This is a genomic window from Victivallis vadensis, from assembly GCF_003096415.1.
Classification (GTDB): Bacteria; Verrucomicrobiota; Lentisphaeria; order Victivallales; family Victivallaceae; genus Victivallis; species Victivallis vadensis.
The window spans coordinates 1-12,793 of record NZ_QEKH01000038.1; the positions used below are offsets into that span (position 1 = coordinate 1).

Here is a 12,793-nt window from a genome sequence, read left to right on the forward strand (position 1 = left end):
AACCGCTTGATTTCGGCGACCGCGCCGAACGGCGTGACCACGAAATACGTGTATGACGAGGCCGGGCGCATCGCGAAAATGGCGCGTCTCGACGGTGAAGAGCTGCTGAGCAGCCTCGAAATCGCGTACAATGCGCAGGGGCTTCCGGCGCAGTACCGCGACCACAAGGGGCGGGTCAAGTCCGCTGAATACAACGAGTTGGGCAAGGTGGTCAAGGAGTTCCTGCCGAACGAAACCAGCGTCGAATATCTGTACGACAGCATCGGCCAGCTTGCGAAGGTGCTGGACCAGAACCGCCACGAGATCAACTTCAACTACAACGGCTTCGGACTCGCCGCCAAACGCACCGCCGAGAACCAGCTCACCAGTTACCTGCACGACAAAAACGGGATGCTGAGCGCGGTGATTTCGCGTTTCGCGGATCAGAAGCAGGCCGACCGCAAGATCGGTTACGAATACGACGACTGCGACCGGCTGGTCAAGGCGGACTACGGCAAAGGACAGGTCGAAACCTTCCAGTACAACAGCTGGGGCAAGCTGATCGCGAGCAGCAAGGTTGATGCAAGCACCAAGCGCAGCGCTACTTACGCCTACGATTACTTCGGCAGGATGACTGAAAAAGTCGAAACCGCCGTCGAAAACGGCAAGGAGAGCAAGACGGTCAGCCGCTATGCGTACAACAACTACGGCCAGCGCATCGGCCGCGTGACCACCGCCGACGGCGTGACCTTCAGCGAAAAGCGCGAATACGACGAGTTCGGCAGGCTTGCGAAGATCGTATCCGGTTCCGATATCGTGACTTATGCGTACAACACCAAGAACCAGCTCGTGACCCGCACCACCAACGGCATCGCCGTCCGGTACAGCTACACCAAGCTCGGACAGCTCGCCGCCAAGAGCATCGCGGGCATGGAGGATGCCGCGAATCTGAAATATTTCTACGACAAGGACGGCACGATCAGCGGCCGCGAAGTCGGCGGCGTAAAGCAGAGCTACCGCTACGACAAGATCGGCCAGCTGCTCGCGGTGGTTGATCCGGCGGGCAAGGAGGTCGAGAAATATGTGTACGATCCGGCGGGCAATATCCTGAGCAAGACTGTCGCGGGCAAAACCACAACCTACACCTACGACAAGGCGAACCAGCTGGTCAGCAGCAAGAACGCCGACGGCAAAGTCACGAAATACGAATACGACGCGGCAGGCCGCATGGTCAAGGAGGGCGAAAAGACCTTTGCCTACGGCTGGCTGGACAAAGTGATGCAGGTCGCCGAAAACGGCAAGACCACGCAGAGTTACAGCTACGACATCAGCGGCCAGCTCGCGACCGCCGACTACGGCGACAGCAAGGAAACCTTCCTGTGGGACGGCCTCGCGCTGTTGAGCCGCAACAATCTCAAATACGTGAACGAACCCGCCGTAACCGGAGGCAATCCGATCCTCGCCGGGGACAAGATGCTCTTCGACGACATGCTCGGCAACACCCTCGGCGTCAAGGATGGAGAGAAGTTCAGCGCCATCGACCGCGACGCCTTCGGAGAGCTGAAACCCGGCGAAAAGCCCAACCTCGCCGTAAACTTCTTCACCGGCAAGCCCGAAGTCGACGGCTTAGGGTACAGCTTCCTGTTCCGCAACTATCGCGCCGATCTCGGCAAGTGGCAGACCACCGACCCGCTCGGTTATCCCGATGGATGGAACAATCTGGCGTATGTCAACAACTGCGTGACCATGAAAGAGCCGGGAAAGGCGAAATGCCTTTCCCTCCGGGTAGGGGGAGCCCTGATGGAGACAGGCATGGTTGTACAGGAGCGGCACACCGCTCCGGTCGGTGACCGCGTCGGCTTTTTTGCCGACGCCGGGCACTCCCTACGCCTGCTGCCGCCGGAGTTCACGCGCGGAACGACCAGATGCTGACCGGATGATGTGAAGTTACCCTTATGGAGGCTGAACTCTCCCCTGCCTTTTCATGCAGGCAAGGTTCAGTAAGGCTCGTACTCAAAGATATGCTTGCCTGTGATATGGCAATTGTATTGTTGCCTGACCTCGCTTTGCATATATCGGCAGATAAACTCTTATCAGCCTCCATCAGAATATCTGTCTATTATCTTGTCAGCATCTGGAGGTTCCGCGCGTGATCTCCGGCGGCAGCAGGCGCAGGGAGTGCCTAAAGCCTGCAAAAAAGCAGGCTTTGCGCCGACCGGAGCGGTGTGCCGCTCCTGTACAACCATGCCTGTCTCTACCGGAGCCTCCCCCTCCCGGAGGGGAAACCGGAACGGTTTTCCCGGCTCTAAGTATTCGGCGCCGGCACCTTGCCGGTCGGGTTCCAAGGGCGAAGCGCCTTGGTCGCTCCGAAAGGAGCGAAATCCCCCATGCCGTTAAGGGGGGAGGTTTTAGAATTGAAGTCCGTAAACCATCAATGGTGCGCCGGAAAGCGTCAGGGTGACCTTGCCGTCGACCGCTTTGACCTGGGGGGCGCGTCCGATCGGATCAATGACCGTCACTTCGTCGGAGATGGCGGGGAGGGTCACTTCGCGGTGGGTTTTCCAGTGATCGACCCACGGTTCCAGATGGATGAAACCGGGAGATTTTTGGGACTGCACCATGCCGTCGGTACGGTCGTAGACCACAGCCAGCGGGCCGCGCGGCGTGTCGAAGCCGACGCCCTTTACCTGCGGATCCTTGAAGGTCAGGTACTTGCGGAATTTCGCGCCGTCGAGTTGCTCCGCGACTGCCGCATAGGCCAGCAGCGAGGGTTTGACGGCGCCGTCGCGCCGCAGCAGGCCGTAACTGTATTCGCTGTCCTTGTGGTTGACGCCGCCGATGTCGTGCCAGACCGCATCGTGAAGCTGGTAGAACTGGATTGACGCGACGCCTTCGGCGAGGCCGAGCGCGTAGGTCAGCACCACGTTTTCAGCGGCTTGCCGCTCGGAATCCTTCCACCAGTCGTTCGCGTGGGTGGCGGCGTAGACTTCGGAGAGATGGATCGGCTTTTCCCCGAGTTCGCCCATCACCTTTTTGAAACGGCGGATTGAACCAAGGTAGGACCACTGGTTTTTCTCGTAGTCGGGAGTGAAGTTGCCGCGCCCCGGATGCATCGCAATCCCGCCGTCGAAATACTCCCACGCTCCCGCCGCCGCGAGGGCGCGCACGAATTTCGGATCGTCTCCGGCGATGCCCATGCCGATGATTTTGATGTCGGAATTGCGCTCCTTGCAGAGCTGGCGGAACTGGCGGAGCAGCTTCGCATAACGCTCGGCGTACTTCCGGTGGAATTCCGGTTTGAGGCCCATGTTCCACTCGTTGCAGAATTCGATTTCCGGGTTCTCGAATTCCATCGCGCGCTTGAGAATCTGGTCGAGCCGCGCCTTGTCTTTGGACGGGGCCTGTGCTTTGGGGACATTGGCGTGGTCGAGGGCGAGCAGGCCGTATTTCGCGCATTCGCGGTTGTCGCCGTGGCGGAGGATACGCACGCCGATGCGCCGCATCAGCTTGTAGACCGACTCCATATCGGGAACGGGGAAGTAGGCGGACATGCCGAATCTGCTGTTCTCCCGGTCCTGAAACTCATGGGGCGGCAGCACCGCGAGACTGGTACGGGTGAACAGCAGCTCCTTCCCCCCCTGTTTGACGGAGGCTTCCGCGAACCAGATCATCCGCTCCGCTTCCGGCAACTGGAATTTCAGCGTTTCGGATTGGTGCGGAGCGAGCGTGAGAAGGCGTTTCTCATTCAGCACGCTCCTGCCGTCGTAGTCGCGGGCGGTGACGGCAAGTTCGACGCCGCTTTGCGTTTGGCTGCCGGGATTGGTGATGTTCACGGTAAATTCCGGCACGCCGGAGTCCCACAGGTTGAACGGCTTTCCCGTCGCCAGCGTCAGCGTCAGCGGGCGGTTGCGGAGCAGGGCCGCAGCTTCGGCGCCGGTCGCCCCCGGAGGGGTGAGCTGGAAAACGCAGGAAGCGGACTGCTTCCCGGATTCATTCTTTTTGTAGCTGAGATGCTCCGCCCAGCTGCTGGTATAGTTGGCGTTGCCGCCGAGCTGCAGCCAGACCGAAGCATGCTTGCCATGAAAACCGCGGAAGTAGCCGTCGCGTACCTCGTAAGGCACGCCGCCGTTGGCGTCGCGGGTCCAGAGCCCGGATTTGAAAAGCTCCGGCTGTTTTTTGACGCCGACTGGCTGAAGCTCCTGCATGATGCCGCCGGTTTTCATCCCTTCGGGGGCGGTCAGTTCATAGTCGGCGAAGATCGTTCCCTCCGGCGTGGCGCGGAAGGTGGCGGAAAGGGCGACCTGCCCGGACTTGTCCTTGTCGATGCGGTAATCGACCTTCAATGTGTCGGGGGCGATTTGGGTGACGGTTTCCGGATAGGCGACCGGAGGGGCCCAGCTGCAGAGCTGGCGGCCGATTTTCAGCAGCCGGCTGCCGGAGCCGTCCTTGATGACCAGTCCGCCTTTGTCGGCTTCCAGCGAATAACCGGGATAGGCGATCGCGGCTTTTTCGGCTGCGAAAATTCCGGCGGCGCAGAAAGCTGCGAGAGTGAGTGTCAGTTTTTTGAACATATACGGTTGGATCTTTTCAGTTGGCGGGAGCGTTTCCGGCTTCCGGCTGCGCGGCTTCTACCTTGCTGTCGAAGAGTGCGCCGACGGCCTCGCCGGTGACTTCGGGAGGCGCGAAACGGAACTCCAACGTGGTTTTGTATTCATCGCCGGACTTGCGGAATCCGGCGTGTTCCGCCCAACTGCTGGTCCAGTTGGGATTGCCTGGCAATGCCAGATAGTAGGTTCCGCGCCCTTCCTTGGTGAAGGGGCGCAGTTTTTTGCCGTTCGCCTTGAGCAGGTCGCCCTTGCCGCCCTTTTTGAATCTGGACCAGCAGTTGAATTCGATCATCGCCCCATCCGGCTTGTACTCCGGCGAGGTCAACGTGTATTCGATCTTCGCGCCGGCGTCGGTGGCGGTGCAGAGCGCGGTCAGTTTGATCGCCTCAATGCTCTTTTTCAACGCTTCGGCCTTTTCCGGGGTGTCCTTCGGATTGGCTTTCACGTCGATCTTGTAGTCGACTTTGAACGAATCAGGTGTAAGCTGTTCCGCGCCGATCGGCGTCGCGAAGTGCGGGGAACGGATGAACATGACCTTGCGGATCACCACCTCGTCCTGCCACTTCGGATTGGAGAGGACGATCTTGTCCTTTGCGAACCGAAGTACGAAATCCTTTGTCCTGACCGATGCCTTTTCCGCCGCGAAACTGATCGAACCGATGCAGAACGCCGCACACAAACCAAGTTCTTTCCACATGATGAATTCTCCGGAATTATTGATACTAAGGGGCGTAGTAGGTGGACCACAGCGGAGCCGCCCAGGAGTTGCTGGAGGTAGTGGGATAATACCAGCCCTTCAAGGCATTGAAGTTGATCTGATTGGGATTGCTGCCGTATTTCAGGGATTCCACATGGCCGTCCAGCGTGGCGAAATTGGAGGCCAGGCCGGAATGATCCCGCCGTTTTTTGTGTTCGCTCTGAAAGCGGCTCAGGCTCTTGTTGATATGCCACATGGAAGTTTCAGTGAAATTCGGGCTGGCGTATTCCATTACCATGATGCTGGTCGAGGGAGAATCGGCACGGCTGATTTTCCCTCTGATGCCTTTTACCCCGTTTTTGGTTGCATCGAGCAGCCAGCCGTTCAACGAATAATTGGTTGTGTTCGCTCCGTATTGGTCGCCTCCGAAACCGAGTCCCTGAATATATCCGGGAGTTGAGGTCGTATTGAATACCTCCGGATTGCCGGCGCAGTACCAGAGTTTATTTCCCAAAGAGTAATTATTGCGCAGGGTCTGCATCCAGTAGAGACTGTTCCAGACCGGCCCGGTTTTTCCGGGATGAAACGGCAGGGTGTCAGCCGAGTCTCCCGAATAGAGCAGCAAGCCCTGCGCCATGCTTTTCATATTGCCTTTGCAGGTCGCAACACGGGCTGTGGCACGTGCCTTGTTCAGCGCGGGCAGAAGCATTGCGGCGAGAATCGCGATGATCGCGATCACGACGAGCAGCTCGATTAAGGTAAAACAACGATTGGAAAAGTGTTTCATGGTTGAATTATTTCCTGTTTTATATGAAATTGGGGTAAAGAGTACATTATGAAATAACGCCGGAAAGGGATACCGGTTCGGCCCTGCGTATTTTTTTGTTTCTGACTGCGGACATTTTCACGGAGTTGCCCGGAATCAGTTCCAGCGGCAATACGATTTTGTAGGGCTGGTCTTCGATCTGCCGGGTGAAAATCTGCTGGTAAACCCGCTGGGCGGCTTTGATGCCGAGCTGGCGCGGATAGGTGCGCAGATGGGTGAAACTGATGTCGCCGGGGATGTTTTCGGGATTGTCGAAGGTCACGATGCTGCAATCCTGCGGGCAGTTCAGGCCGAGTTCTTTCAGGACCTCGACGGCGAGATAGGCCGCCATCGGATGGGTGGTGATCAGGGCCTCGGGACGGTCCGGCGAGGTGAACAGCTCCTGGAGCGCGGCTTTCACATCCTCATTGTCGCTGGTGGCGGAAACGCGGCTTACAAAACTTTCCGGGCCGAGTTCCTGCAAAGTTTCGATCATCGCGCCGTTCAGGCGGGCCCGGAACGAGTGGACCTTGGCGGAGCCGGACAGGAAACCGATCTTTTTGAATCCGTTCCGGATCAGGTGCCGCGCGGCGATCACGCCGCCGGTGAAATTGTCCGCCTCCACCGAATTGATTGAAATATCGTCGCGGTCGCTGGAGATCAGCACCGGCTTCATGCGGCTGGCGACCAGGCGGTCGACCACGTCGCAGGTCGGATTGCCGATCACGATGATGCCGTCGGCGGAGAGCAGACGGTTGAAAATCTGGTCGTTCTCCTCACTGTAGCCGGCCGGATCCCAGGTGCAGATATTCATCATCATATTGCCGTGGCGGCTGAAATAGGACTGGATGCCGCGCAGCATTTCGTCGAAATAATCCAGCATCAGCATGTTCTTCTGCTCCGCCAGCGGGCAGAGCAGCAGTTCCACCCGGTAAAGTTTGTTGTCCGCCTGTGAAATCGCGGCGGCTTTGCGCGCGATGGAACTGGCGTCGTAGCCGAGTTCATCGACGGTGTCGAGCACGCGCAGCTTGGTCTGCTCGTCGACCTGCCCGCGCCGGTTCAGCACCCGCGAGACCGTGGCGATCGAAACTCCGGCGGCTTCCGCCACCTGAGTCAGGGTCACCGGCTGCCTGACTGTTGTTTTCTTAATCATGGTTTTTCAGCTTTTTCATTGGAATTGCTGTAAATTTACATTTGTTTTCTGTAAATATTATGATCTATCTTACAGCAAAAGTCAAGTGGAAATCCCAAAAAAGTGGAAAAATATGGAAAAAAAGGGTGGAGCAGGATTTTTGCGGATTGCATTTTGCAACGGATGATGAAGGGGACGCGAAGCCGCGAAGCACTGTTCCGCCGTGCGCGATGGGGAAGGAGTTATCTTGGCACGAAGTTTGCTATAAAACACAAAAAACGGCAAAATCGTCGGAATCGGGCCTGCTTCGGAGTGGCGGCACTTGCGGAAAAGGCGATCCGGGCGTATAATTGGTAAGGGATATATTATGGAGAGACGACAATGCTGAATATACTTGTGATCGATGACGAGGCGAATATCCGCAAGACACTGGCGCTGTGGCTGAAATCCCACGGGCGGCAGGTCTGTCAGGCGGGAGACGTTCAGGCGGCGCTGGCGGAGAGCCGGGCGCGCATGTTCGAGATGGCTTTTCTGGACCTGCGGCTCGGCGCCGACAACGGGCTGGAGCTGATTCCGAAGCTGCTGGCGGATTCGCCTTGGATGAAAATCGTGGTGATGACGGCCTATTCCTCCATCGATACGGCGGTGCAGGCGATGCGGCTCGGGGCGTTCGACTACATCGCCAAGCCGTTCAATCCCGAACAGATCGAGCTGGTGGTCGGCCGGGTCGAGGCGATGCTGGCGATGCAGAACCGGATCGACTGCCTGAAAGCTGATTTGCAAAGCCTGCACCCGGAGGCGGTGTTCTCCTCCGCGAATCCGAAAATGCAGCGCACATTGGAGATGGCGCGGCAGGTCGCGGATTCCGAAGCCGTCGTTTTGCTGCGGGGCGAAAGCGGCACCGGTAAAACCATGCTGGCGCGGGCGATCCACAACTGGAGCCGCCGGGCGGAATTTCCGCTGGGGATCATCTCCTGCCCGACCCTGACGCCGGAGCTGCTGAGCAGCGAATTGTTCGGCCACATGAAGGGGGCGTTCACCGGGGCGGTCAGGGACAGTGCCGGGCGGGTGGCGGCCTGCGATCACGGCACGCTTTTTCTGGATGAGATCGGCGACCTGCCGCCGGCGATCCAGCCGCAGCTGCTGCGCTTCATTCAGGATCACGAATACGAACGGGTCGGGGGAACCGAAACTCTCCGCGCCGACGTGCGGATCATCGCCGCGACCAACATGGATCTGGAGGAGGCGGTGCGGCAGAAAAAATTCCGCGAGGATCTCTTCTACCGGTTGAACGTGTTTCAGTTGGAGATTCCGCCGCTGCGGGAGCGCCCGGAAGATATCGAAACGCTCGCGCTGGATATGCTGCTCTTTTTCGCGAAAAGCAATCACAAGGTGCTGAACGGCTTTTCGCCGGAGGCGATGGCGGCGATGCGCAGCTACGGATGGCCCGGAAATTTGCGCGAACTGCGTAACGCAGTCGAACGCGGCGCGATCCTCGCCACGGGGGAAACGGTTGAACTGGCACATTTGCCGGAGGCGCTGAAACAGGAGTCCGGCCCGCTGAGTTTCCGGGAAAACCTGACGCTGGAGGAGGTGGAGGAACGGTATATCCGGCATGTGGTGGCGACCGCCCCCTCTTTGCAGCAGGCCGCGGAAATTCTCGGAATCGACCAGGCGACGCTGTGGAGGAAGCGCAAAGCCTACGGAATCTGAATAGTAGGCCAAGTGGCCATTTACGCGGCGCCCAATAAGCGCGTGCGGCAAGGTGCCGCTGCCGGGTGCGCCTGCCAATGCCCCTTCGGGGGGCGTGCGGCGGCTGGTACATGCGAGCATTGGTTGGCCTCCATGACCATTTACGCGGCGCACAACAAGCGCGGTCAGCGCCGCGAACGAATGTGAGGGAATTATTTTGCGGCAGCAAAATAACGAGGAACAATAGTGACGAAGCCGAACGTAGAGAGCGAAGCCTCCCTGGCGTAGTGAGCGTAGCGAACGTTGAAGGGTTGGCCGCCGCAGGCGGACAAGTAAGCGGCGAAGCCGCGCCCGCGAGCGGAAGTGCTCCGCAACCAGACCGGCCTCTGCCACCGGCGAGGGGGGCCGGGGGACGTGCGCGACGTCCCCCGGAGCCATCCGCAGGCTGAAGGCGCGGTGCTCACTACCCTCCGGGCGGCTTGCCGGGTCTCTTGCGCCTAAGAAAAGCCGTACCTCCGGGCGGCCCCGCTTGTTCTTGTTACAATGTAAAGCCGGGTATAAACTGACGTGCGACTTGAAAGCGGAGCTGAAGCTTTCTCCCGCTCTGCGGGAGCAAGCCCTTCGGGCTCCGCACTCCAAAGTTGCCGATCGGACTGCGGGGGTATTGCAAAATACAATGCGGCGTAATTCGCCGAATATTGCATTTTGCAATGAAATAAGATGAAGGACGCCTTGATATTGAGGTTGACAGACGGCTGGCATGTATTTTGCTGAAAGTGTATAGAAAACAGAGTTAAGAGCTTATCCCTGAATAAGCTCTAAGGAGAAATGCGGATGCTGGATATTCGGAAAAAATTTCTGATCAGTTTCGGGGTGCTGGTAGTGCTGATTGCGACGGTCGGGGCTGTGATGATGAGGCAGGTGGACCGCCTTGGAGCGGCGATTGATGTGATTTTAAGGGAGAATTACCGGAGCGTGGTGATCTGCCGGAAGGTGGACGATATTCTGGAGGAGGTGAACGGCGGTTTGCTGCGCTCTTTCCGGGACGGGACGGCGGAGGAAAACGGCGACTGGAAGGAGGCGGTTCGGGAACTGCGGGCCGCATGGGATGCCGAGTTGCGGAATGTGACGGTGAAAGGGGAGCTTGAGCGGGCGGAACGGGTCAACCGGCTGCTGAAGGAGTATATCGCACTGCTGCCGGAGCTGGCGCAACCCCGGAAAGCGGAAACGGAACGCCGGACGCTTTACGATGAACGCATGGAGCCGCTGTTCCGGGAGATCAAAGAACTGACCGGCGAAATTCAGGCGTTGAACCAGCAGAATATGATTGACGCGAACAACCGGGCGCGGCAGGAGGCGGAGACGTTGCACCGGCGGGTGCTGATGATCCTGATCGGCTGCTGTCTGTTCGCGGTGATCCTGACGCTTCTGCTCAAGAATTGGATTCTGAATCCGATTGCCAGACTGCTGGCACTGACCAATGAGATCAGCAACGGCAATCTGGATATCGTGCTGGATGCGAAATCCGGTGACGAGATCGGGCAGTTGTCGCGCTCTTTCAATGCGATGGCCGCGGCGCTGCGGGAGGCGCGCCGGAATGAACGGATCAAACTGGAACGTTCCGAGCGGACCAACCGCGACGTGTTCAGCGAATTGCCGACGCCGATCGCCGTTTTCGACGCCCGCAGCGGTCGCGTGGAGATTGCCACGCGCAGCGCGGAACAGTATTTCGGCTTCCGGATCGGAGCCGAAGTCGGGGCGGTGAACGCGGTCTGGCTGCGGGAGATTTACGACCGGGTGCTGGCCGGGGGCGGCGTCTGTACCTGCCGGCAGAATGACGGGGTGATCCAGCACTTCATCGATAACAAGGAGTATTTTTTCCAGCCGACGGCGCTTCCGATTCCGGCGGACGCCCCGGCTGACCGTATTTCGGCGGTGGCGGTGATCCTGAAGGATGTGACCATGGCCCATGAACAGCAGGAGCTGAAGCGCAGCGTGATTTCGACGGTTTCGCACCAGTTGAAGACGCCGCTGACCTCGCTGCGCATGTCGATTTATCTGCTGCTGGATGAGAAGATCGGGCCGCTGAATCCGGGGCAGCTCGACCTGGTGATGTCGATGCGGGACGATGGCGACCGGCTGGCCGATATCATGAGCGACCTGCTGGACCTGAACCGGGTCTCCGGCCGGAACAATCTGCAACTGGAGCCGCGGCGTCCCGCCGATCTGATCCGGGCCGCCGAGGAGCGGTTCCGGGCGAAGTGCCTCGACCGCGAGATCAGGCTGGAAACGCAGGTCGCTCCCGACGTCCCCGACGTGCTGGTCGCGGTGAACCGGATCGACTATGTGTTCGACAATCTGATCGGCAATGCGTTGCGCTTTACCCCGGCGGGAGGCTCGATCACGGTTTCGGCGGTGCGGCGGGAGGATGCGGTGGAATTCACGGTGCGCGATACCGGCTGCGGAATGCCGCCGGAGGTGCAGGCCCATTTGTTCGAGCAGTTTTACCGCGCTCCGGGGCAGGAGCCGAACAGCGGCGTCGGCCTCGGATTGTCCATCGCCAAGGAGATCGTCACGGCGCTGGGCGGATCGATCCGGGTGGAGAGCGCGGCAGGGCAGGGGAGCTCTTTCATCTTTTCGATTCCGGTGACGGGGGCGAAGGAAAATCAGGAGAAGAACTCCGCGCAATGGGTGTGACCGGGCGGAGCCGGAAAGAAGGTGTGAAATGGAGATCGAACGTGCTGACCGTTTTCTGCGGCTGATCCGCAACTCCCGGCGCGGCAGGCTGAAGATTTATCTCGGATATTGCGCGGGAGTCGGCAAGACTACCCAGATGCTGAAGGAGGCGCAGCGGCTGAAGCACAGCGAAGGAGTGGATGTCGCGGTCGGATTGCTGGAAACGCATGGCCGGGCCGAAACCGCCGCCTGCCTGGGCGACTTGGAGGTGATTCCCTGCCGGGTGATGCGGCACCGGAACATCGAAATCGCCGAAATGGACGTGCCGGCCATTCTCGCCCGGCGGCCGCAGGTGGTGCTGGTGGACGAACTGGCGCATACCAACGTCCCCGGTTCGAAGCATGAGAAACGGTATCAGGATGTGGAGGAGATTCTCGATGCCGGAATCCATGTGATTTCGACGCTGAACATTCAGCATCTGGAAAGCCTGTACGAAATCGTTGAGAAAAGCACCGGCGTGAAGGTCCGGGAACGGATTCCGGACTGGGTGGTCACGGGAGCCGACGAGGTGGTCAACGTCGATGTTTCGGTGGACGACCTGCGCGAACGGATTCGCACCGGCCGGGTTTATCCTGCCGAACGGATCGGGAGCGCGCTCGACAATTTTTTTCGTGCGGGCAATCTTCAGCAGCTGCGGGAACTGACGCTGCGGGAACTTGCCGCGCAGCTCGACACCCGTTACCGGGAGAAAAACGAAGCCGGCGGGGATTCGGGCGACAGCGTCAGCCCCGATCAGGTGATGGTCTGCATGAGTTCGCTCAGCCCCAATGCCGACGCGCTGCTGCGTTACGGTTCGCGGCTCGCCGGGCGGCTGAACCGCAACTGGTATGTACTCTATGTGCAGACCTCCCGGGAGAGCGCGCTCAGGATCGACGCCGCGACCCAGCGGCGGCTCGCGGATACCCTCGAACTGGCCCGTCAGGTCGGAGCAAAGGTGTTCACCTATCAGGGGGATGACGTGGTCAAGACCATTCTGCAGTTTGCCCGGGAACACCGGGTCGGCCATATCATCATGGGCCCTTCCGGACGGCGCATCCCTTTCTGGCGGCGGCTCTTCGGCGAAACCAGCCTGTTGGAACGGCTCACCGTCAGCAACTATGATTTCAAGATTGTGGTGACTGAAAAGCGCCGCCCCGAATGAAGCT

Annotated in this window: 8 protein-coding genes; 4 read left to right on the plus strand and 4 right to left on the minus strand. The window is 59.3% G+C overall.

Annotation, left to right across the window (positions count from 1 at the left end; all coding sequences use genetic code 11):
* The coding region (locus C8D82_RS17590; protein WP_133245274.1) for an RHS repeat protein at nt 1-1,911 on the plus strand (1,911 nt) is incomplete at its 5' end.
* A 476-nt stretch (nt 1,912-2,387) separates the two neighbouring features.
* Here the strand turns inward: C8D82_RS17590 and C8D82_RS17595 are convergent.
* From C8D82_RS17595 to C8D82_RS17610, 4 genes are read right to left on the minus strand one after another with little or no spacing between them, the layout of a single operon-like run.
* Nucleotides 2,388-4,550, minus strand: a complete 2,163-nt coding sequence (locus C8D82_RS17595; protein WP_116885601.1) for a hypothetical protein — start codon at nt 4,548-4,550, stop codon at nt 2,388-2,390.
* 16 nt (nt 4,551-4,566) lie between these two features.
* Nucleotides 4,567-5,283: a hypothetical protein gene (locus C8D82_RS17600; RefSeq protein WP_116885602.1), complete on the minus strand. Its 717-nt coding sequence runs from the start codon at nt 5,281-5,283 to the stop codon at nt 4,567-4,569.
* A 25-nt stretch (nt 5,284-5,308) separates the two neighbouring features.
* Entirely contained in the window at nt 5,309-6,070 is a 762-nt protein-coding gene (locus tag C8D82_RS17605; protein ID WP_116885603.1) for a prepilin-type N-terminal cleavage/methylation domain-containing protein, read from the minus strand.
* A gap of 46 nt (nt 6,071-6,116) precedes the next feature.
* Nucleotides 6,117-7,241, minus strand: coding sequence for a LacI family DNA-binding transcriptional regulator (locus C8D82_RS17610; RefSeq protein WP_116885604.1), 1,125 nt, complete (start codon nt 7,239-7,241; stop codon nt 6,117-6,119).
* A 360-nt stretch (nt 7,242-7,601) separates the two neighbouring features.
* Here C8D82_RS17610 and C8D82_RS17615 point away from each other — a divergent pair, with 360 nt between their 5' ends.
* The 3 genes from C8D82_RS17615 (at nt 7,602) to C8D82_RS17625 (ending at nt 12,789) form a co-directional block, all read left to right on the plus strand.
* Entirely contained in the window at nt 7,602-8,933 is a 1,332-nt protein-coding gene (locus C8D82_RS17615) for a sigma-54-dependent transcriptional regulator (protein ID WP_187144117.1), read from the plus strand.
* Between the two features lie 813 nt (nt 8,934-9,746).
* Nucleotides 9,747-11,609 (plus strand): sensor histidine kinase, encoded by a 1,863-nt coding sequence (locus C8D82_RS17620; protein ID WP_165833168.1) that lies wholly within the window; start codon nt 9,747-9,749, stop codon nt 11,607-11,609.
* Between the two features lie 28 nt (nt 11,610-11,637).
* Nucleotides 11,638-12,789, plus strand: coding sequence for a universal stress protein (locus C8D82_RS17625; protein WP_116885606.1), 1,152 nt, complete (start codon nt 11,638-11,640; stop codon nt 12,787-12,789).
* The last annotated feature ends 4 nt before the right edge of the window (nt 12,790-12,793 follow it).